Genomic DNA, 22,510 nt, shown 5'->3' with positions numbered 1-22,510 from the left:
TGACGTTATTGCTTTACTCATCCTAAAGTTGTCTCTTTGTTAATACAGTAATTTAGTAATTTGTGCGATTATCGCAAACATTTATATTTAATAATAGTATAAGCTCGGAATGTGATCAGACTGAGCGTATACCGAAAATAGCGTTATACAGATTCGGTTGCTTGTATGTTAATACAACTTGGGAAGATACAGAAGCAAGTACTCACCGACACGTATGCTCTATCAAGGGCGTACATGTCGGTGCTGCTGTAACCATATAGGAATGCTACATATCGACCATTCACTTCATATTCAGCTTGTGAAGGAGACAAGCTAATATACGATTGTATGCTTATTGGCTTGGTAGCAAACGCGCATTAAATTTGTTTTGCCAAATCTGCAATCGAACGTGCCATATAGTTCACTTCGTCCATCGATGCATTTAATTGCTCGGTCAGTGCAGCCTGCGATTGTGTCAGCACTGTCATATTGCTAATCTGGGACAAAATTTTCTCAATCTGATCTTTCATTTCGCTCAAGCTTTTCTCAATATTTTCGGTCGCACCGGCACTGTTGATCGCCAGCTTGCGCACTTCGTCCGCCACGACCGAGAAGCCTCGTCCCATCTCCCCAGCTCGCGCCGCTTCGATGGAGGCATTCAAACCGAGCATATTCGTCTGATTGGCAATTTCGCGGATAAAGTTGGAGATGTTTTGCGTTTCGTCGGCGCTGATTTTGGCGCGGTTTGCGGCTTCAGTTGAATGCTCCTGCGCCCCGGCAAGTTCTTGCGCCTGCCCGGTAACGGATGTGATCGCTGTCGTCATTTCAGAAATCGATTGCGATAGTTGCTCCATCCGACTTGTCATTGCCGTCACAACGGTATCTTTTGTTTTCTCAAACGTAATATCGCGAATCGTACCCGCTACACGCAACGGAACACCGTGTGCATCACGATTCGTCGTGCCACCTGCATGATACCAGCGGTATTCTCCACTTTTGAGTTGCAGACGATAATCTACCGCAAATGGCGTGCGTCCGGTATGGTCGTTCAAGTGTGCGGCAAAAGCGTCCAATGCCATTTCTTTATCTTCCGGATGCAAACGATCGCTCCAACTGCTCAGTATGTTGGGGAAATCACGCTCATCTTGAAAACCGAGCGTTTGGCGGAATTGAGGCGACCACCAAAATTCATTGTTCGGATTAATCGGATCGCCCGCTTCGACAATCATATCCCACGGCGCTTCCACTAATGCTTTGTTGATCAGATCGTAGCGGGTAAGCAACATTTGGTGTTTCTCGTCACTAATATATCGATCATGCACATCTATTAATGCACCGGCTACGCGCAGCGGTACGCCTTTTGGATCACGCATCGTTGTGCCGGTGGCACGGAACCAGCGATATTCGCCTGTTTTCAGTTGCAGACGGTATTGAATGTCATACGGAGTGCGTCCGCTATGATCGAGTAAGTGATCCGAAAAGGCTTGCAATACCCAACCTTGATCATCCGGATGCAGACGTGATGCCCAGCTATCGAGTACATTCGGAAATTCCTGTACAGTCTGGAAACCGAGCATATGGCGGAATTCATCAGTCCAAGTGAATTCATTGTTCGGATTGATCGGATCGCCGGCGATGATTTCCATATCCCATAAGCCAAGATGAACCGCTTTGTTTACCAGATTCATGCGGATGGCGAGATATTCATTTTGCTCGCGCGCCTCATCCAACATTTGATTCATATATGTTACAATGCTAAGCATCGTTGGGTCTTCCGTTTGCAATTGTAGACGATTTACTCCCTTTGTTGGTTGCTCTACCAATTTGCGCATAGCGTCCAGCAATGGTTGAAGTTCAGCAGCATTACGTTTAATGGAAAAAATAGACATGATGTTAACATTCTCCTTTGATCGGCATGACAGCCGAGTTGATGTTATTCCAACACTGCCGCCTACATATATTGGTGTTTAAAATGATTTAGTAGCTAACGCCTGCCCTACTAAAGACGTAGCATTATCTTATGATTAAGATAGTAATTTAGTAGCACTATGTTTATATTCGAACTTTTATTTTAAAATATTATAAGTCTTTGTACCTATTATTCGACTTTATGAAACATTTTTTGATAAATTTCGTTAAATATTATGGATTATATGTATAAATAAAACATTTATTCCATTAAAATTAAATTATTTTACACTTTATTGATTGTTACTGATATAACTTTCATATGGAATTTATGTCTAAAATAAGTTGGGGTGAGTATAATTATGCAACCATTTACACAACGGGTCGTGATGATTATTCGTTCTATTCCGCCTGGTAAAGTAATGACTTATGGGAGCGTTGCCGCAAGTGCAGGTAGTGTGCGCGCCGCAAGACAGGTTGTGCGCATTTTACATACGCTAAGTACACCGCAGCAATTGCCTTGGCATCGGGTCGTGAACAAATACGGACAAATCGCACTCGGTGACCCTGATGCTGCTGAGGAGCAGCGTTTGCGGCTAGAGGAAGAAGGGATTGTGTTTATGCTGGATGGTAGTATTCCGCTCGATCGCTATCGTTTTGAGCCTGATCTACCAGCGGAACAATAAATGTGACAACAAGCGGGACGGTATTAAAGTCGTGTTGTGACAATGTACTATATAAAGCATCACCAAGAAGGCAGCGAGTTTAACAGCATATTCCACATACCGCCGTAACAATATGGACGCTGTCATAATAAAAGCCTGTTCCCCATTTAAAAGGAACAGGCTTTTATGCTACATAGAATCGATGAGCGTATACATAGCAATGGCTAAAGCACGGAAAGCAAAGCCACACAAACATGGATCGATTGCCATTCATCTGCACGATTCCAACATCGCTTAGCGCGCCGGGGTGAAGGAGTCGAGCAAGATGCCTGGCGCAAGCGCACGGGCGGAGTGTGGCACACCTGCAGGAATGACGAGCGCTTTGCCAGCGCTAAGCTGATGCACTTGACCGCCGATTACGACTTCAAATCGCCCTTTCATGCAATAGCTCATCTGCTCGTAAGGAAGTGAATGCTCGCTACTTTGGGAACCGGCTTCAAAGTGAACCTCCATCATCATCATCGCGCGTCCTGGCTCGAATACTTTGCGCCTTACACCAGGCTCCACCAATTCCCAGATTCCAATGTTATTACTCAAGCTTGCATTACTCATCCTTCCCAGCTCCTTTTTATAAGATTTATCAACTGAATGTTAGGTTGAGGTCACAATAAGTTACTTATTCGTCGGAAATATGTATCTGTTTTGAGCCTCATCTGCTAACTTGTTGGTTTTTTAGTAAAAGCAATGATTGATATCCATATTAACATGTTTGAAAACAAAGATATAGTGTATTAAATCAAAAAAAATAAAAAGATAGTATAGTTATTTTCGACTATAATCCATATAAAAGGTCGATTTTTAGCGTTTGAAATACAAAAAAAGCACATTATATTGTTTTTTCTGGTATTTTATATCACACCTTGTCACATATACGACACAATATCGTCACATTATTAGAGTCACTGTCCAGAAATTATTGTTTTTCCACTTTTATGTCATACTGTTATTACGGATCGACTATTTACTCGCTTTGCACTCCTATCGCTGACTACATATTCTTTGTATGTTATACAAAAATAAGCGTATCCAGGGCGTTCGGTTTGCACGCTGCATACGCTTATTTACATTCATATTAAATTCCATTAAAAAGAATTAAAATCCATATTATGCTACCTTTATCATAGTATTCATGAAGCCGTTCTCTGTTTACTCACCTTATTTATACATTTTAGTAACTTAAATATAATTTAGAAAATGTTTTTTTTACTCATAAAGCAAACTTTAGATTACAAGTCTATCGCATTTTCAAAATACATCCTATAATCATTATAGATTGACTTACAATTGACGATATATATAGTAAATATGTTAAAGATTCACCCACATGTTTTTTCTCCATAATGTAACACGATATGTTCCAATGCATCGTCCTCATTCCTACATATCATTGTGTCAGCTAGTTAACCGCTCCTCTAATCTAATTTCAACGCTGACCGGTGATAATTCCTGAACAGATGGAAGTGACTCTATTGAGGCTGTTATCGATTACTTCGCTCCAACCCGGAATGCGATTAGCCAAAAAAATCTACAATGACGAAGGTGTCGTTCTGTTGACCGAAGGTGCGGAGCTGTCTGCCGGAATCATCCGAAAACTGCGTAATCACGGGCTGGACTATGTCTATATTCAGGATAAGGATACTGCTGATATTGTAGCTAACGACATTGTTTCAGCCGAAGTCAAACGCCAAGCGCTCAAACAATTGCGCGCTCAATTTTCCAGTATTGCCGATCCGCGGGTGCAGAAATCCAACTATCCGATTATCGGCAAATCATTTACCGGCATCGTAGACTCCATTTTAACGGAGCTAAGTGCGAACCCGGAAGTGATGGTAATGCTCATGAGCATGCATACAAAAGATCATTATTTGTACCATCATTCGCTTAACGTTTGCATTTATACGTTGCTGCTGGGCAAAGTGCACGGGTACTCGGTTGATGAACTGCGTGTGCTCGGCATCGGCTCCTTGCTGCATGATATCGGGAAAGCGTATATTCCGGACGAGATTTTGTTCAAGCCCGGACGTCTGACCGATGAAGAATATGATATCATCAAGCTGCATACCGAATATGGCTTCAAAATTTTAAAAGACGAGCCAGGCATTCCGCTGCTCGCCGCTCACTGTGCGTACCAGCATCATGAACGTTTGAACGGCAGCGGTTACCCGCGTGGAATTAAAGAACCGGACATTCACGAATACGCCAAATGGATCGGTATTGCCGATTCGTACGATGCGCTCACGACCAGTCGTGTATATCGCTCTGCGATGCTGCCGCATCAGGCGCTTGATGTGCTTTATTCCGGTTCCGGTACATTATACGATCGTTCGATGCTAGAAATATTCAAAAGCCGGATTGCCATTTATCCAATCGGTGTAACCGTGACGCTTAGCAATGGTCTTAAAGGTGTCGTCGTACATATTCACACTTCGATTCCACAGCGACCGATTGTGCGCATTTTGTTCAATGAAGCTGGCGAACGCTTAACAGCACCATTTGATATTGATCTGCTTGCCCATCATTCGATCATGATTACAGAGGTGGAAGGCATGAACGCTCATATGACTTCCCCAACCCCATGATGACAATGACACAACTACATTACAGCATCAACAATTCGCGTATATCCTGCTCAGTCAGTGACGTTAACTGCGCCTGACCGGGCTGGATAATCTCGCTGACCAATTCGCGTTTGCTCTGCTGCAACTCCAGCATTTTCTCCTCCACCGTTCCCCTTGTAATCAAACGAATGACCTGCACTTTGCGCTGTTGTCCCATACGATAAGCGCGATCTGCCGCCTGCTCCTCCACTGCCGGATTCCACCATAGATCGTACAAAATAACGGTGTCCGCTCCCGTCAAATTCAGCCCGGTTCCTCCAGCTTTGAGTGATATCAAAAATACATCCTGTTCCCCTGCATTGAATCGATTGCATAGTTCCAAACGTTCGGCAGCAGCGGTACTTCCATCCAAATAAAAGAAAGGGAGTTGGCGATCGTGCAGCTTGTTGCCAATCCGTTTGAGCATACCGGTAAACTGTGAAAATACAAGCATTCTGCGCCCGGAATCCCGATAATCCTGCACTAGTTCTAGCAGTTGATCGAGCTTGCCTGAGCCGCCGTTATAATCCTCGACAAACAATCCAGGATCACAGCAAAGTTGACGCAATCGGGTCAGCCCGGCAAAAATGCGTAGCTGCTGGTCGGATTGATCCCGCTCATACAGATGTTTGAGCGCATCTTGCTGCAACTGGGCGAGATAAGCGGCATATAGCACTTTTTGCGCTGGCAACAGCTCTGAGACGAGCGTCATCTCTTGCTTGTCCGGCAGTTCGTGCAGCACATCCGTTTTCATCCGGCGTAAAATAAATGGACGTACACGCCGAGCGACCGTATCCGGCAACAGATCGGCAAATTCGCGCCGTGTACCGAGCAGACCCGGCATCACGATGCTCATAATCGACCATAGCTCATACAGTGAATTTTCAATCGGCGTACCGGTAAGCGCAAAACGGTGCTTTGCCACGATATCTCGCACCGCTCTTGCCGTATAGGTAAGCGCATTTTTGACATTTTGCGCTTCATCGAGAATGAGCGTATAGTACGCGTGTGTCGTAGCCAGTTCGCGATCCATACGCAGCAGCGGATACGAGGTGATCACGACATCAAGCGGTGTTGAGGCGGCAGCGCTAGCCGATGCATGTTCATTGGCACCTATGCCTGTACGCCGCATCGCTTCCATATCCGGCTCCTGTGCAAGCACCTGTTGCCAGCGCGCGCTACGCTCCGCTTTGCTGCCATCGATCAGCAGTACGCGTAGCTCTGGCGCAAAGCGCTGCAACTCGTATTGCCAGTTGTACATAAGTGAAGCTGGCGTTACGATCAGCACCGGTCTGCCGCTCCGGCGTAGCTGCTCCTGCATCGAGACGATAAAGGCGATGGTTTGCAATGTTTTGCCAAGCCCCATATCATCAGCCAAAATGCCGCCAAACCCGTAGCTTGCCAGCGTACGCATCCATTGATATCCTTCATGCTGGTAATCGCGCAAGATCGCTTCCAACGTAACCGGCACAGGCTCATGCTGGCGTCCAGGCTGCTCCAATCGTTCCAGTAAACGGCGCAGTGAGCGATCAAAGCGTACCGCTTCATTTTCATCACGCACATCAAGCCGCTCCAACCCATACAGCACCGGCAGTCGGAACAATACCCCCTCATGCGTGTCCGTCACACCTGTTTCCTTCACACCTGCACCGGGCGCCGCCATACCGGTACGACGAATAAAATCGGCAATTTGGCGAAACGCTTCATCTTCGAGTGGCAGAAAAGCACCATTGGGCAAACGATGATACCGCCGCTGCTCTTGTAACGATTCTAGCACACGCCGAATTTCCGCTTCGGGAATGCCGTCAATTGCAAACCGAATTTCCAGCCAATCATGCCGCTGATCAGTTTGCACGGTCAGCTTTGGCGGAGACAGTGGATTTTGCAACATCGCTTTGACGATCGAGGTCGCATACACATGCAGCAACGGTTCAAGACGAGGCACGATATGATACAAAAATGTATATTCTGCATCTTCATCAGTCAGGAAATAACCGCCTTCAGTCACTGTAAAATCCGCCTCATCCATCAACTGCAAAATTTGCGCTTCTCGCTCCCCATCACGCAATACGATCCGCTCCTCATCTGCTACCGTCTGTTCCGGCTCAAGCGGATTTATGATCAGACTACCGTATTGAAATTCCAGCCCTGCTAGCAACCGATCACGCACTCGATCCAAATACAGTCTCGCTTGTAGTGGAGTTTGCATGATCCGGTCGGAAACATTGCGAGTCAGTTGCACTTGTCCCAGCTTCATTAGCTCCGGTACGACTCCGCGTACGAACGGCTCCAACTGCCTCGTAGACAGATGAAGTTGCTGCGCTCCATTAGCTCTATTATGCTGCTTATCCTGATCCTGCCCCGCCGTTTGACGTAGCAGCTGCTGTAGACCGCTTAAACGGCGGCAAAGCTCGCTCTCCAGCTCGATCCATTCCGCGCCGTTGACTACCGCTTCATAAGCTTCCATGATGATGAGCGGCTCCAATCCGTGTACACGCAGTACATAATGCGGCTCGGTATGCTGATCATTCGGATTATGTCTGACCGATTGTAGTGCAGACGACAATGGTACATAGATCGCCTCTGTGGATACCCTATCTGCCTGTGTAGTCGCAGCATGTAGCTTGCCTCGCTCAGCACGTTGTAGCGAGGCAGACGGCGTAGCGGTTTCGTGCTGGGCTGTATAATCGGTTCCGTCCCTGTCCAACTCAAATTGCAACGGCAACCGCTCTTGTGACCAGATCAGCGGTAACTCTGTACGATCCGGCTGTACTATATATACAGACCGGCATTGGCGGAGTGCAGAGCGCAGAGCGACCCAGTGTGACAGAGGCACAAACAGTAACCGTTCTGGATGCTGCCCTGCTCGGGCGTGCACCGCTGCCGACTGTGCAGGCAGCTCGTCTTCAGCGATGCCAATCAACTGGCGCAACAGACGATCATCCGCTGGCGCAAAGCTGTGCAGCTCCGGATCATACGCGAAGCGGGTCGTCACCGCATAACTTTCCCCACGACGGATGCTATCCAGCAAACGCCGGAGCTGGCGCACGATAAATGTACGTGTTTTACCGATACGCAGCTCTATGCCGAGGCGATATTGCCCATTGCCAGACAGCAGCGGATGACAGAACACATCCAGCGCCAACATATCTCGTGTCTCCAAATAACGCCGCCGCACAGCTGCCCGCCGTGGCGGTTCACGAAACAGTTGCAATAACTCATCGGTTAGCTGTTCGTGTTGGGCATAGACGTCGTGATCGTATGGATCAGGTGAACTGTAGTCATTCGACGCAAAAACGTCATCGATCGATGTTACAGCCTTCATCGTTCGTTCCGATAGCGATGGAGCAGGTACAGCTCGTTTGGAAGCGGCGCTATTCCGCTTATGCTGTACCGAATGCTGCTGCCGATCATCGCTATTTGTAACATTCGTATTTACGTCTGCATTACGCACCGCTGCCGAAGGCGTTACGAGCAATGGCGGCTCTCCGCGCTGCTCACATTCATACATATAAATAAGCACCGCTGCGATATGCTGACAATGATAACGATGCGAAGCAAGCGACGGGCATGTGCATATCGCCTGCAATGGTTGCTCTGCATGCATACAAATCTGTACATGCTCTATGACATCACGGCGACTTTGCACCTCTGCTGCATAATCGCCTGTTTGATCATCATAACGGGTAAATCCGACTTTGCCTGTACGGTACATCGTCATCCCTTTTGTGTATGACACCTGTCCACATAGACGCTGAATCGACTGTGGCTGCATACGTTCACTCATCGCCCACTCCGCGCCAAAGCGTATGTTGGATATATAAAAGTTATCATTTTATAGTTAAGCATAGGCACACTCCTTGTCATAAGCTGTCTTCCTTTTATAGTACGTCTAGATGCTCCTAAACTTAAGTATGAATAAGTCCAGAATGAAAAATATAGCCGCATGCCCAAACTCCAACCGAGCAGTCTGTAGCGATCGACCTACAAGGCTGAACAATGTACATGTATATTGTATTATGCCATAGTACATGTACAGCACCCGCAGTTGAACATTAGCCAATTCCTCCGGCAAACGAATACGCATTGCGATACCATTGCTCATCATTCAATACAGAAAAGAGTCATGCCAACATAGCCAGTGGGGAGTTTTGCTATTCATTTTGATCATAATAACAAAATATGTAGTTTGTTATTTCATCTTCTAAAATGTAATATAATGTATTTTATTGTAACATATGTTTATTATATGTTAGATAAATGTTATACTAAGCATGATTTACCAAAATAAAACACAAATGGAGGATTATGATGAAAAAATTATCTTCTGTACTTACTGCGTCTATTGTAGCTTTATGTGTAGCTCTACCTGCATCTGCATCCGATGTTGTCACACCAATCGTTATTACCAATGATGTGACTCATTCTGATTCATCTTCCCTTATCACCCCTCAAGCAAATGTAGCTTACGGTATTACAATTAGAACGGCGGATGTAGCTGATGCCGGAACTGGCGCTAATGTCACGATCCGAATTAATGGTACAGCAGGCAGTACCGAATTTGCATTAGGCAATTCCGGGTTCGAACAAAATGAGCGCTTTTACAAAGGATTCTCTGCTATCGATGTAGGAACGATCCAATCGATCACTTTACGTCATGATGGAAAAGGTCATAAACCGGGCTGGTATGTATCTACTGTACTTGTACAAAAAGGCAGCAAAACGTACTCCTTTACCGGTCATTCCTGGATCGATGCTGAACATAACAATACAATTACGATTAAACCGAACCAATAACGCTGTCCACACGGTATGATAGCGTATGCATAGATACTAAATTATAAAAAGAGTAGCGCACGCTACTCTTTTTGTATGTTCATTTTGGTTCATGCTTGCTCGGTGTCCAGTCCATATTATCTACCGCTCGTTCATATGATATACACTCAGGCAGCCTCTGTCTGTGTTTGCTTAAGCTGCTGCATCCGCACACCAGCACGGCGTTTGTATACAATCGTCAACACTACGGTCAACCCGATTACAGCATAAAACAATGGCGAGGACAATGCCAGCATTTGCGATGTGCTCAGTACGGTGATCAGCAGTAGCTTCAGTCCGGCTTCCAGCACGAGCGCTATGCCCCACAGCAATGTCAGACGGCGCATCACTTGACGGAAATACGGGTAAGCCCAATTTTGCTCCGGATCAACACCTTGACTAAAACGACGAACCATATGGAAAATGAGCGGACGGCGGAGCAATAATGAACCGAGAAATGCCAGCCCGATCACTACGGTAATAAGCGATTCGCGCATCAGTAGCAACTTCTCGCTACCACCTAACAGCACCATAATCAAACTAAGCACAAATCCGGTCAGCATCAATCCGTTAAACGTATCCAGCTTGCGGTGACGCATAAAATGAACTAGATTGTCCACTAGTGGAATCATCGTCACGATCGACAGTGCAGGCAGACTGCCGATATGCGGCGCGAGCAGCACATACCCAAGCCACGGCAGCAATCCGTTCAGCAACAGATTCAATAAAAGGGTACGGCTTTTCAATACATTTAACATGATTGTCAGCTCCTGTTCAAGGTTGGTACATTCATCATAAAAGATAGGCTGTACTGCTGAATCTACCGCCAGATCGATCCTGTCTCCACCTATAGGTTGAATCGCATCAACATTTTTATCGTTTTATTTGCACACATAACGATCTTGCACGATCACCGTTTAACATTCAAGTAACTGTATAACAGCTATCCACTTCGCATTCGCATCGCCTAACGATGCTGCATATACAATTTTGCCACTATAGCGTCCTCTGCCCGGTTACTTTCATCAAATAGTACACTCACTCTAGTTCATCCTGCTTCATCCATCGATATTGCAGTACAGGCGCCGCCTGCCCACCATCTACAATATCGATCAACGCCTGAAACAAATTGGGCGGATATTCAGCGATGCGATGGCATAAGTACAAATACCATTCTTGTCCATATGTCAAATACACACGTACCGGAACGCCTTGCTTGCGCAGCCTGACGCATAGTTCTGGTCGGATACCGTACAACAGTTCCAGCTCTACAGATGCTGCCGCTTGCCAGTCAAATTGCAGCAGACGCTCGATCAGCGCCTCATCATGAGTGGCAAGCGAGAGATGGCAGCCACGCTGGAGCGCCAGCTCCACCAGCTCTACATAGCGCCGATCCAGCTCATTGGAGCGTGGCAATGCTACCGTCTCCGGCTCCTCATACGCTCCTTTAACGAGACGTACACGTGTACCGCTGGCGAGCCAGGCAGACGCATCGTTATACGTACGATGTAGTTGCGCCTGCAAGGTGATGCCAATGAGCGGATAGAGCGCTGCTGCCTGATGATACAGATGGAGGATGGCATCGGTTTTTGCCGATTCCTCCATACTGATAAACAGCTCAATTCCTAGCTGTTGCGATAACTCACCCAGCTTTAGCAAATGCTGAAGTGCCAGCTCACTGTCCACTAGCAGACCGATATGCGATAGATCGAACGATACACGACCGTTGATGCCCTGCTCTGCCAGCTCGCTTAACAGCCCTGCCAGCTCCTCTGTTGCTTGCCGGCAGTGTTCGGCTGATGTCGTATTTTCCCCGATATATTCGAGCGACACCGCATAATGTTCGTCTATAAGTTGCGCCGCGATTTCAAGCGCTTCGGATCGCCGTTCTCCGGTCACATAGCGCGCTGCCGCACGTTGCAACAGCGCATACAGTTGCGGATTGTGCTCTACTTGCATTTTAATATCCGGACGACGTGCCAGCGCCTTTAACGCCGCTGCCGCGCCTGACTCCAGTTGTTGCTGACGTTGGATCATTATATTCATAGTCCATCCCTCCTGCCCTATACATTAGCGCAGCAGAGAGACTCAATATTGTACAAAATTGCTCTATTGCTTTTTTTCGATACCGTATCATAATCTTTATTTTAAATTTACTTTATATCCTTATTGACACAAGTAGATATCAACTCTCAAAACCACTATTTAAAACGGTGAAAACAATAATAGCTTGTCTTAAATATATCTACAGTTTGTCGATCTAACCATCACTTGATGATGAATCGGTTAACGTACGTTCAAACAAATTTTTTACTTGAGACAGCCTAATAGTACGCAAACCAAGTTAAATTCCAACTTTGATTTTGTGCTGAAATTCTTATGAATAAGAGCTTAAGCCGACTGCACAACTCAAATTAATCCGGGTTTGCGTAATAACCCCATCGGTATCCCACATCCAATTTATATAACCGACAATTTATATCGATGTGGCGTGACACCAACTACCCGGGTAAACATACGGGTAAAATGACTTTGATCATAAAAGCCCGCTTCGGTTGCTACCTCTGCAATCGGACGCTGACGGTGCAGCTCGGTTTTGGCATAATTGATGCGCAGCAAAGTTTGATACGCATGTGGGGGCAAATGCTGCCATCGTTTAAACAGGCGAATCAGATGAAAACGACTAATCGCTGTCACCTGCTCCAGTTCTTCCAACAATACCGAACGCTGAAAATGCGCCTGCAAATAGTCCTGCACGATGCCGACATATTTACGATCTGCCTGCCCCCCGTTGGCATGATGCTCCCAATCGCCCTGTTCACGATCGGTCAGCAACTGCAATAACGAAATCAGTTCCGTTTCCACAGCAAGCGGTTCTTGCTCATGGATGAGCGCAGCCATCGTCCCCTCCATCTGGACGGTACAGACGGCATTTTTGCGCGCGGACAGCAAATATGGAATATCGATCTGCTCCAATTCACGCTGCTCCATCCGTTGCAACCAATCAGGATCGATAAACAACATATCATAGCTCCATTCCAGCCCTGGCTGCGGATGGCATGCATGTAGCATTTGCGGTGGAAAGCTGATCATCCGCCCTTGCTCTACCTCCCATAACTTGCCGTCACACCATGCATTCGTACGCCCGCTATGAATCCAGCCGATCGAATATTCCTGATGAAAATGCCGATAATACGCCAGTTCATCCGCACGGCAACGCTTGCCCTCCACAAAAGGCAACTGTGGGTTGCGATAAAACGATACATCCGCCATCCGTACTCCCCCTTTCGCCCATCATCTTGAGTCTTCATTCCAGTATAGAAAAAAAAGATCGACACAGGCAATGATCACCTGGTCGATCCCGTCGCAAAATATGATGTTCGTTAACATCACTACTTCATTATTCATTATAGTCATTACTGTTGCAATGCGTCCAAAATATGACCATTTACAGTCGAGTTAGCGAGCAATCCGATATGCATCACACCGTAAATACGAATATTGTTCGCACCATCGAGATTGGACAAATAATTGCTAACGATCTGATCGTTCAGCGTGTAAATTGAAGTGACATTAACGCCGTCCGGTGCACGATTCGTCGTCAGACGATTCGCCCCGCCAAGTGTAATCAGCTTATCCACTTTGTTTGCGCCACCATAGTTTAAAATGTAATACAGGCTGTTCGCCCCGCCCATACTATGCGCCACGATATTTACTTTTGTACTGCCTGTACGTGCCAGCACATCATCCACCAAATTGCGGATCGCGGCAGCGTTTAATGTTTGCACACCATTTTTCGTTGGCAGATCAATCGCATACATCTCATTGGACGACCAACCTTGACGAGCGAGGAACCCTTCGATAAATGTAAAATTACTTGCCGACCCGCCAAGCCCGTGTACAAAAATAATTGGTGTATGTGCAGTCGCTGCCTTTGCAGGTTGTGTCACTCCAGTCGCGCCAACGAGTGCGAACAACAATACTATACATGCCGTAAGGCGCAGTGCAAACATTCGTTTCATCATTAAAATAGTCTCCTTTTTCCGTAACATTATGTGTTTGTTTTGATTGCACTATGTGGTAATCAGATTGCAGCAGTCAATAAAGTTCCATTCCAATCTTTGATTCTTATTTATACCTCCTTATTATTTAGGAATAGTAATTCGTCTTTACTATATAATATTCTTGCTTTAAATGTCAAATAATTACATACATAATCACAAAAAACCTTGCTGCACAGATGCCTGTACAACAAGGTTTGCTTGAATTTTAATCTGCATTAGTGACATATAAAGAATAAACCTACTGACATATGAAACACGATGTATTCTCGTCCAATCTTCCGTTACCCGAGCAATGGAGCGATCGTAAATTCAAATGTCAGCTTGGAGTCGGATGGAATCTGGTACTCGTCATGAACCGGAGCACCCCAGCTATCGTCACCGCCAACTCCCATTTGCTTGCCGGCTACCGTGACGACGGTATAATGCACAGGCGGCAGCTCATACAGATGGGCAGCATTTTCCAGTTCGAATGCAGTATATGGAGAAATGCTGCATTCGACCGGTGCTGTTGCCGGAGAGGTGATGCGCAGTCCACGCTGCCCTCCATCCGTAAGATCGACGCGGCGCACACCGATGCGGTTGCCCGATTCCTGCGGGACGACATAACCGGACACATTGTCGGCAACATCGTTGCTAAACGTACCTAATCTTGCGCCAAAAGCACGGTCGATATAGTTTTCATCCGGTCCCATCGCATACCAGTCCAGATGATGATAATCTGCCGGAATTTTAAACGATAGCGCAACGGTCGGCACATTCGGCAGACCGGCTACACCGCTATAACTCGATTGTACATGCAAACGACCATCTGCATGTACAGTGTAGGCAGTTGTCATTTTCACATCGGCATGGATGCTAAATTCGTATTCGAACGTAACGGTCACATGATCGGTCGCTTTGTCCAGCTCCATCTTCGTACAACGACGTGCCAAACTTGCCGCTAACCAGCCAGCCGAGGTGAAATGCTGCCCAGCACCACGGTCATTGTCTGTCGTCGCACGCCAAAATTGTGGCGCTGGTGGTGCGGAAATGTATTCACGTCCACTATAGCGCAGCGATGTCAGACTGCCCACCGCACGGGAGAACATTACGCTAAACTGCTCACCATGCACACCGACATTCACATCGCCATCCGCAATGCGCAGTTCGCCTACGTTTACTGCTGCCGAAGCCGAGCTATCGCCATTGACGATAAATACATGCTGTCCAAACGATACTTCATAACCTGCATCTGCCCACAGCGTCGCTTGCTTCAGCACGAGTGCTGCATCGATCGTATATTCTCCCGCTTCGGTAGCAGATTGTGACAGTGCAACTTCGATATGACGCTCCGTTCCGGCAGGCACATCGACCGTCAGCATCTGCTGTGCGACGAGCACCCCTTCACGGTACAGGCGATAGTCCAGTTCATACGCGTCTGTACCGGCAAACAGATTTTCGTTGCGTACGGTGACGCCCTGTTGATCCGGTGTCAGTTTAATATTTTGATACAGGAATTTGACCTCCTGCATTTTGGGCGATACTTGACGATCGGCATATACGATACCGTCTGTACAGAAGCCATAATCGGTCGCCCGATCATCATAGTCGCCGCCATAAGCGAGATATTCGTCACCATAGCGGTTTTGCTTCACAACTGCCTGATCGATATAATCCCAAATAAAACCGCCCTGGTACAGCTCGTATTTATTTTCCAATTCGGTATACTTATGCATACCACCAACCGAGTTGCCCATCGCATGCATATATTCGCAGCTAACGTACGGCTTGGACGGATTGTTGTTCAAATAGTGCTCAATATCGTGTGGCTTTGCATACATACGGCTTTCCATATCGCTGGAATCGTTATAATCACGATTGTGGAACACACCTTCATAATGGACAAGCCGGGTTGGGTCGGTCTCACGGAAATAGTTAGCAACGTTTAAGATGACCTGACCGGCAAACGACTCATTACCACATGACCAGATTAGAATTGACGGATGGTTTTTGTCGCGTTCTACCATCGAGATCGCACGATCCATGACGATGTCTTGCCACTCCGGCAGATCGCCCGGAATGTTCCACGATGGCTCTACCGCGCCCAGCTTTTGCCAGGAGCCATGTGTTTCCAAGTTCATCTCATCGATCAAATAAATGCCGTATTCATCGCATAGCTCATACCAACGCGTCTGGTTCGGATAGTGAGATGTACGGACAGCGTTCATATTGTTTTGTTTAATCGTACGAATATCCCACAACATATCCGCTTCGGTCACAGTGCGTCCGGTACGGCAGTTAAATTCGTGACGATTCACGCCTTTGAATACGATCCGTTTGCCGTTAATGCACATCACTTTGTTCATCATTTCAAAACGGCGGAATCCGACGGGCTGCGGGATCACTTCCGTCAGTTCACCAGCTGCGTTATAAATGGAAATGTACAATGTGTACAAATACGGGTCTTCCGCACTCCATGACGCCACATTCGTCACCGTCGCGTCAAAGCTTGCCACTGCACCATCTGTGCCGCCTGCAAACGAAACTTCGCCAGATGCGACCGTCTGTCCATCCGCCGCTTTCAATTCCAGCACCGCACGTCCATCTGCCGCTTGCCCTTGCTCCAATGTTAGCTTCACCGCTAACTCACCATTTGTATAGCTATCGTCCAGACCGGCGTTCACATGCAAATCACGCACATGCAGCTCAGGTACGCTATACACATACACGTCGCGGAAAATGCCGGAGAAGCGCCAAAAATCCTGGTCTTCCAGCCATGCGCCTGTACTGCGTTGATACACTTCAACCGCCAAGCGATTTTGCCCGTCCTGTATGTACGGTGTCAGATCAAAATCGGATGGCGTAAAGCTGTCTTCACTATAGCCAACAAATTTGCCATTCAGCCATACATAAAATGCCGATTCAACGCCCTGAAACGAAATGTAAACCGGGCTGCCCGTCCACGCTTGTGGCACGGTAAATGTTTTTACATAGCTGCCAACCGGATTGTTATCTGCGGAAATAAATGGCGGACGCAAATCTTCAGCGCCATCCCACGGGTACATCGTATTCACATATTGCATCTGTCCATAACCTTGCGTCTGAATATGCCCAGGCACCACAATATCGCCCCAACCTGCACAGGCAAACCCGTTTTCATAAAAGTGTTGCGGACGACTTGCCGGATTGACCGCATAGTTAAACTTCCAGCTCCCGTTTAAGCTATAACGCCAGTCCAGTGTACCGCGCGCTTGCGCTTGGGCTGCGGTCGCATAATATTTATGATCCGAATAAGCTTGCAGTCGATTAACCGCAAATACACTCGTATCGGTCAGCCATGCTAATGAAGGCTCTGTTACCGGTTGTGCTGTCACTTCTGCTTCCGTCTTGCTCATATCTATTCACTCCATTTCGCTTTGAATATGGCATGTACATGAACATCACGTCAAACTGTATAAAAGAGGCGCTACGACTCTTTGCCATTGCTACCTGAAGGTTGTCCGCACAATGCAAATGGATGCACCGCATCCAGACAAAGCGTTAGCTAATCCTACACAGATCGAAACGTTCATGCCCATATCATAAAGTCTCTTATTATTATATGACGAGAATACCTGTCTTTTTAACATAATAAAATAGCAAATGTTTAACTTCCTTATTGTTATATATCCTCATATTGCATAGCACAGTGGTAGTTGCACGCTCACTTCCATATGCGCGTACGACCTAACCGACTACGTAGTTTCCAAAAAAGAAGGCTGCGCAAGACGTGCCAAAGCTCGCCATCTTCCGCAGCACTTCCTGTTCATTTGCTGTACAGCTATTATTTGACCGAACCGACCATCCCTGCTACAAAATGCTTTTGCATCAGGAAGAACACAATTGCAGTTGGTAAGGTGGAGATTACAATCGCCAGCATAATGACACCGTAGTCAGGCGCATAACCGGAACCGAGACTGGAAATTAGCAGCGGAATCGTTTGATTTTCCGGTGTTTGCAAAATAACGAGTGGCCACAAGTAATTGTTCCAGCTCGACATAAACGTGATGATCGCGGCTGCCGCATACGTTGTTTTCATCGTGGGCATATAAATGCGGAAAAACAATCCAAGCTCGCTCAGCCCGTCCATCCGTCCCGCTTCCAGCAAATCTTTGGGAAACATCTTCGTGCTTTGACGGAAAAAGAAGATCAGGAACGCTGTCGTCATCGTTGGAATCACGACCGCTGCCGGTGTGTCGATCCCGATAAAAGACACATAGTTGGTGAGCTGTCCGAACATACGGTACAGCGGCACCATCAAAGCGGCAAATGGAATCATCATCGACAGCAGCAAAATGTTAAATACGATATCTTTCGCTTTACTGCGATAGATTTCAAACCCATACCCTGCCAGCGAAGCGATCAGCAGCGCCAAAATCGTTGTAGAAACCGAGATTTTCGCTGAATTGCCCATCGCTGTCCAAATGTCAACCGAACCGGTCAGCTTGGTCAAATTGTCCAGCAGATGAGCCCCTGGCAGCAAGCGTCCTTGTGTAACGTCAACCGACAGATTCGTCGAGCTAACGATCATCCAGAAAAACGGGAAGATCGAGATAAATGCGGCGATAATCAGAAACAAATATGTGAATGTTGTTTTCGTTTTAGCCATTACGCTCACCTGCCACTTTAAACTGGATAAAGGAAAGAATGATTACCATAATCACAATCGAATACGATACGGTTGCCGCATAACCGAAGTCAGGCGAATATTTAAACGATAGATTGTAAATGTATTGCGAGATCGTCGTCGTCGCGTTACCTGGGCCGCCCTTCGTAATGTTCACCACTTCATCGAACAATTGCAATGTACCGATCGTCGATGTGATCGAGGTGAACAGGATGATCGGTTTGAGCAGCGGAACGGTAATGCTGAAAAATTGACGAATTGCTGATGCGCCATCAATGCGTGCTGCTTCATAAATCGAACTGTCGATATTTTGTAAACCGGACAGATAGAAAATCATATTGTACCCTGTCCAGCGCCATGTAATAGCGATAATGATCGTAATTTTCGCCCAGAACGGATCGGTAATCCACTGAATCGGTGCGCCGATCACATGAATGCCCATCAACATCGAGTTCACGAGACCATCCGGTGCAAACAAGTATTTGAATACAACCGAGTAGGCAACGAGCGATGTAATACACGGCAGAAAAATCGCTGTCCGGAAAAAGCCTTTGAATTTCAAATTGCGATCATTGAGCAGTACTGAGATAAACAGTGCCAAAATGACCATCAGCGGCACTTGGAACAGTAAATAAATAAATGTATTTTTGACAGCCATGATAAACGTACTGTCGACAAACAGTCGTGCATAGTTATCAAGACCGTTAAATTTCAAATTCATGCCTTTACCTGTCTGGAAGGACAGAATCAGCGCCTGGATCATCGGATAAAAGTAGAAAATAGCAATCAATGCGGCAGCGATGCCAACAAACACCCAACCGGTAATGCTTTCTTTCATGTAGTTGCCCATTCGTGGGCGGCGTGTTGTTTTTTGACTTGGATTCAATGCGGGTTCAGCGGTTTTCATATCGTCTCATCTCCCTCGTATCGCCGGTTTGCTTGTTTTTTTGTCTAGGCTAGCCTGCGACGTACACAGTTCAGGTATGGTTTGCAGCCCCGGTCATAATAAGGAAATAAAACCTTGAACGATCCGCCCAAGGTTTTATCTCCCCATTCATTACAATGTCCGGATTATTTCAGTTGAGCTTCAGCTTGTGTTTGCACATCATTCATCATCGTGTCTACATCTTTACTGCCACTCAGATAGTTTTGCAGTTCAACGGTCATAATGTCTTCGATCGCATACGTATGCAGACCATAGTTGATTTTTGGAACTTCCGTTGTCCATTTAGCAAAGTCAGCATAGATTTTTTGACCGCCAAAGAACTCGTCAGCTTTATCGTATGCACCGCCTTCGGAAGCGGCTTTCAGCGTGCCGATAATACCGATTTTGGACAGCATTTCTTGATACAGGTCTTTGTCGGAACCGAATGTGGAAGCCATAAAGTCAGCTGCTGTATCTTTGCCATCTACGTTCATTACATACCAGGAGCTACCGCCGATGTTGGAAGCGTGAACCGAATTCGGCACATCGCTTAGCACTGGGAACGGTTCAACTGCCCATTTGCCAGATTGAGAAGCTTCTGCTTTAACGGATGGTGTAATCCAGTTCCCTGTCGGTACGCTAGCTACAGCGCCGCTGTTGAATGCAGCCAGGAATTGGCTCCAGTCGGAGTTTGGTTTGACGATATTAGCGTCATACATCGCTTTGTACGTTTCCAGCGCTTTTTTCAGTGCTGCATTGCCAGCGATATTTGGTGTCATACCATCTTCTTTCATGTACCAGGAACCAGCGGACTGGATCATCGCACGAATGAGACCGAGGTCGTTAGGGTCTTGGCTTAGCATATCTTTACCGGTCGCGGCTTTTACCTTTTTACCGATTTCGATATATTGATCCCAAGTAATATTTTTCAGATCGTCTGGTGTGTAACCGGCTTGTTTCAAATAATCTGTGCGTACATATAGACCTGTTACACCAGAGTCGAATGGAATGCCATATTGTTTGCCTTCATAGCTTGTCGGCCCGATTTTGTAATCTGCAAAGTCCGCTGCTTTGATTTTGTCGGACATATCGCGGAATGCATCGGGGTACGCTTGCAGGAAGTTTTGTGAACGATAATCTTCGATCAGGACAACGTTAGGCAAGCCTTTCGTTGTACCGGAGTTCAAACCTGTGTTCAGCTTTTGTACGATATCTGCCTGTGCATTTTCAACGATGTTGATTTTTACATCAGGATGGGACTGCATATATTTGGCTTTAGCAAGTTCGAGTGCGGCAACATTGAAGTTTTTATCCCATGCCCAGATCGTAATTTCTTTAGCGGCTGGATCAGAACTTGTGCTTGCATTTCCGCCTCCGCTGGAACATGCGGACAGCAGCAGCACGCTTGCCAGTAATAGAAACATCAGTTTTTTCATTTTGTTTCAACCCCTGCTCTTGTATAGTGTTTTTCTTTTGAAAGCGTTTGCTTATTGACAAACTAATCTTACCACCCTGTTTTAGGCAGTCGTTAGGAATATATTTGTACGGATTTGTGATATTATTGGCACCGCTTCTTTTGGTAGCGTTATCATTTAGCATTATTTTTGTTTTTTGGTATTATATTTAGATAGGATAGGCAAAAAAATTGGTATTGTATCCGCTTTTATCTTTCTTTTCGAAATTTCATGTTGAAAACAAAAGCGCTCCATCCCAACAATCGCATATAGAATAGCCGCACAGGCATGTATGTTCCTGTGCGGCTATTCGGCTAGTATATCGATCGTTTGACAACAAGGCGATCGCTAAAGTGAAGCATGATCACGTTAGCCCCTGCATTTATCCGCTGCCGATCTGTCGGTCGATCATCCTTGACTGCATGCCTGCTGTACATGGCAGACACCGGTGAATTGGACTACTTGGCTGGTTGCTCACCCGAAATGTTCGGGAATGGAAACTCCTCGCGATTGCTTACATTGGAAGACTGGATCGGATTTTCAATATATCCGTAACGCACGACCCCATTTGGTGTTAATGTGTTATAAAATGCCACATTGCTCAAAATGGTTGGCATTGTACCATCCTCCTGCTCAATCGCATACGGCAGGAAAAACAAATTGTTACGCGATGGCTCGTTCAGATTCAGCTTCGCTGTCCAAACGAGTTCACTGTGATTATCTTTCATTTCGTAATACGATACGACATCCCCACGTTGTTCAAAAAATGGGAACGATTGTCCTTGCGGGAAATAGTAGCTGTAAATGCCACTGCTCGCATTGTCGGACGGTGTAAATATTTTCAACTTGTTAATACGCGGAATACCGACCGCTGCCGCACGCGCAGTCGCCAGATCAGGACTGCTAAGCTGACGAAGTGCCGTTTCCGGCGTTTTGGCTACATAAACCGTACGGGCAGTCGGATTCCAGACGACTGTCGCCTGCGCCGCTTCAGCAACAAAACGCAGCGGCACCATCGCCCGCCCTTCACGAATTTCCGGCGCCACAGGCAATTGTACGGTGCGATCGTTGATCGTAGCCGTTTTTTGCCCAATGATTAATGTAATGACATTGCCGTCCTGACTTACCGTAACGGTCTGGGTAATATTGTTCCAGATCGTAGAATTACCCGGTATGTACTGCAAAGCTTTGATCGGGATCATCGTCGTTCCCTGTTCAACATAAGCGGTCACGCCTACATAAACGGTCGAGTTGTTGACGATGACCTGAATGTCCGGTGTAGATTTGGCAACCGTTTTGGCTGCTGTCGCTTGCGTCGTCTCCCCTACACACCCGATCACCAATAGTATAAGTAAAAATAACTTGGAGCATGTTTTCATCATATTCTATTCCTCCATT

15 protein-coding genes are annotated in these 22,510 nt (G+C 46.5%); 3 read left to right on the top strand and 12 right to left on the bottom strand.

Annotation, left to right across the window (positions count from 1 at the left end):
* Positions 1-356: 356 nt before the first annotated feature.
* Positions 357-1,862, bottom strand: a complete 1,506-nt coding sequence (locus U1I11_RS16710) for a methyl-accepting chemotaxis protein (RefSeq protein WP_416235631.1) — start codon at positions 1,860-1,862, stop codon at positions 357-359.
* A gap of 387 nt (positions 1,863-2,249) precedes the next feature.
* On the opposite strand from U1I11_RS16710, the gene U1I11_RS16705 reads away from it, so the two are divergent.
* Positions 2,250-2,573 carry an MGMT family protein gene (locus U1I11_RS16705; protein WP_322907268.1) on the top strand — a complete coding sequence of 108 codons (324 nt, stop codon included), beginning with the start codon at positions 2,250-2,252 and terminating at the stop codon, positions 2,571-2,573.
* Positions 2,574-2,846: 273 nt separating this feature from the next.
* On the opposite strand, the gene U1I11_RS16700 is transcribed toward U1I11_RS16705, so the two are convergent.
* Complete coding sequence (locus U1I11_RS16700; RefSeq protein WP_322907267.1) at positions 2,847-3,164, bottom strand: cupin domain-containing protein; 318 nt, start codon at positions 3,162-3,164, stop codon at positions 2,847-2,849.
* 908 nt (positions 3,165-4,072) lie between these two features.
* Between U1I11_RS16700 and U1I11_RS16695 the strand changes: the two genes are divergently transcribed.
* Entirely contained in the window at positions 4,073-5,191 is a 1,119-nt protein-coding gene (locus U1I11_RS16695; protein ID WP_322907371.1) for an HD-GYP domain-containing protein, read from the top strand.
* A 19-nt stretch (positions 5,192-5,210) separates the two neighbouring features.
* On the opposite strand, the gene U1I11_RS16690 is transcribed toward U1I11_RS16695, so the two are convergent.
* Positions 5,211-8,996: a DEAD/DEAH box helicase gene (locus U1I11_RS16690; RefSeq protein ID WP_322907266.1), complete on the bottom strand. Its 3,786-nt coding sequence runs from the start codon at positions 8,994-8,996 to the stop codon at positions 5,211-5,213.
* 521 nt (positions 8,997-9,517) lie between these two features.
* Between U1I11_RS16690 and U1I11_RS16685 the strand changes: the two genes are divergently transcribed.
* The gene (locus U1I11_RS16685; protein WP_322907265.1) at positions 9,518-10,006 is read left to right on the top strand and encodes a PLAT/LH2 domain-containing protein; all 489 of its coding nucleotides are present in this window, start codon (positions 9,518-9,520) and stop codon (positions 10,004-10,006) included.
* Between the two features lie 146 nt (positions 10,007-10,152).
* On the opposite strand, the gene U1I11_RS16680 is transcribed toward U1I11_RS16685, so the two are convergent.
* The 9 genes from U1I11_RS16680 to U1I11_RS16640 all read right to left on the bottom strand — a co-directional run bounded on the left by U1I11_RS16680 (position 10,153) and on the right by U1I11_RS16640 (position 22,494).
* Positions 10,153-10,782: a VC0807 family protein gene (locus U1I11_RS16680; RefSeq protein ID WP_322907264.1), complete on the bottom strand. Its 630-nt coding sequence runs from the start codon at positions 10,780-10,782 to the stop codon at positions 10,153-10,155.
* Between the two features lie 280 nt (positions 10,783-11,062).
* Entirely contained in the window at positions 11,063-12,070 is a 1,008-nt protein-coding gene (locus tag U1I11_RS16675; protein WP_322907263.1) for a proline dehydrogenase family protein, read from the bottom strand.
* A gap of 414 nt (positions 12,071-12,484) precedes the next feature.
* Positions 12,485-13,297, bottom strand: a complete 813-nt coding sequence (locus U1I11_RS16670) for a helix-turn-helix transcriptional regulator (RefSeq protein WP_322907262.1) — start codon at positions 13,295-13,297, stop codon at positions 12,485-12,487.
* Positions 13,298-13,440: 143 nt separating this feature from the next.
* Entirely contained in the window at positions 13,441-14,046 is a 606-nt protein-coding gene (locus tag U1I11_RS16665; protein ID WP_322907370.1) for an esterase/lipase family protein, read from the bottom strand.
* 323 nt (positions 14,047-14,369) lie between these two features.
* Positions 14,370-17,462 (bottom strand): beta-galactosidase, LacZ type, encoded by a 3,093-nt coding sequence (gene lacZ, locus U1I11_RS16660; protein ID WP_322907261.1) that lies wholly within the window; start codon positions 17,460-17,462, stop codon positions 14,370-14,372.
* A gap of 428 nt (positions 17,463-17,890) precedes the next feature.
* A complete protein-coding gene (locus U1I11_RS16655) occupies positions 17,891-18,715 on the bottom strand; it encodes a carbohydrate ABC transporter permease (RefSeq protein WP_322907260.1) in 825 nt (274 codons plus the stop codon).
* Positions 18,708-19,640, bottom strand: a complete 933-nt coding sequence (locus U1I11_RS16650) for a carbohydrate ABC transporter permease (protein ID WP_416235472.1) — start codon at positions 19,638-19,640, stop codon at positions 18,708-18,710. The genes U1I11_RS16655 and U1I11_RS16650 overlap by 8 nt, the downstream gene beginning before the upstream one ends.
* A 164-nt stretch (positions 19,641-19,804) precedes the next feature.
* Complete coding sequence (locus U1I11_RS16645) at positions 19,805-21,094, bottom strand: ABC transporter substrate-binding protein (RefSeq protein WP_322907259.1); 1,290 nt, start codon at positions 21,092-21,094, stop codon at positions 19,805-19,807.
* Between the two features lie 476 nt (positions 21,095-21,570).
* Positions 21,571-22,494, bottom strand: coding sequence for a copper amine oxidase N-terminal domain-containing protein (locus U1I11_RS16640; protein WP_322907258.1), 924 nt, complete (start codon positions 22,492-22,494; stop codon positions 21,571-21,573).
* Positions 22,495-22,510 lie beyond the last annotated feature (16 nt).

Source organism: Paenibacillus campi (assembly GCF_034659835.1).
Taxonomy (GTDB): domain Bacteria; phylum Bacillota; class Bacilli; order Paenibacillales; family Paenibacillaceae; genus Saccharibacillus; species Saccharibacillus campi.
Note: the sequence above shows the minus strand (reverse complement) of the source record. Positions and strands in the feature narration are given on the sequence as shown.

What these genes read in the sequence shown, in the direction of transcription:
- U1I11_RS16675 (WP_322907263.1), bottom strand. Translation starts at nt 12,070, where the DNA reads ATGAATATAATGATCCAACGTCAGCAACAACTGGAGTCAGGCGCGGCA.
- U1I11_RS16685 (WP_322907265.1), top strand. Translation starts at nt 9,518, where the DNA reads ATGATGAAAAAATTATCTTCTGTACTTACTGCGTCTATTGTAGCTTTA.
- U1I11_RS16640 (WP_322907258.1), bottom strand. Translation starts at nt 22,494, where the DNA reads ATGATGAAAACATGCTCCAAGTTATTTTTACTTATACTATTGGTGATC.
- U1I11_RS16645 (WP_322907259.1), bottom strand. Translation starts at nt 21,094, where the DNA reads ATGAAAAAACTGATGTTTCTATTACTGGCAAGCGTGCTGCTGCTGTCC.
- U1I11_RS16700 (WP_322907267.1), bottom strand. Translation starts at nt 3,164, where the DNA reads ATGAGTAATGCAAGCTTGAGTAATAACATTGGAATCTGGGAATTGGTG.
- U1I11_RS16705 (WP_322907268.1), top strand. Translation starts at nt 2,250, where the DNA reads ATGCAACCATTTACACAACGGGTCGTGATGATTATTCGTTCTATTCCG.
- U1I11_RS16655 (WP_322907260.1), bottom strand. Translation starts at nt 18,715, where the DNA reads ATGGCTAAAACGAAAACAACATTCACATATTTGTTTCTGATTATCGCC.
- U1I11_RS16670 (WP_322907262.1), bottom strand. Translation starts at nt 13,297, where the DNA reads ATGGCGGATGTATCGTTTTATCGCAACCCACAGTTGCCTTTTGTGGAG.
- U1I11_RS16665 (WP_322907370.1), bottom strand. Translation starts at nt 14,046, where the DNA reads ATGAAACGAATGTTTGCACTGCGCCTTACGGCATGTATAGTATTGTTG.
- U1I11_RS16680 (WP_322907264.1), bottom strand. Translation starts at nt 10,782, where the DNA reads ATGTTAAATGTATTGAAAAGCCGTACCCTTTTATTGAATCTGTTGCTG.
- U1I11_RS16650 (WP_416235472.1), bottom strand. Translation starts at nt 19,640, where the DNA reads ATGAAAACCGCTGAACCCGCATTGAATCCAAGTCAAAAAACAACACGC.
- U1I11_RS16690 (WP_322907266.1), bottom strand. Translation starts at nt 8,996, where the DNA reads ATGAGTGAACGTATGCAGCCACAGTCGATTCAGCGTCTATGTGGACAG.
- lacZ (WP_322907261.1), bottom strand. Translation starts at nt 17,462, where the DNA reads ATGAGCAAGACGGAAGCAGAAGTGACAGCACAACCGGTAACAGAGCCT.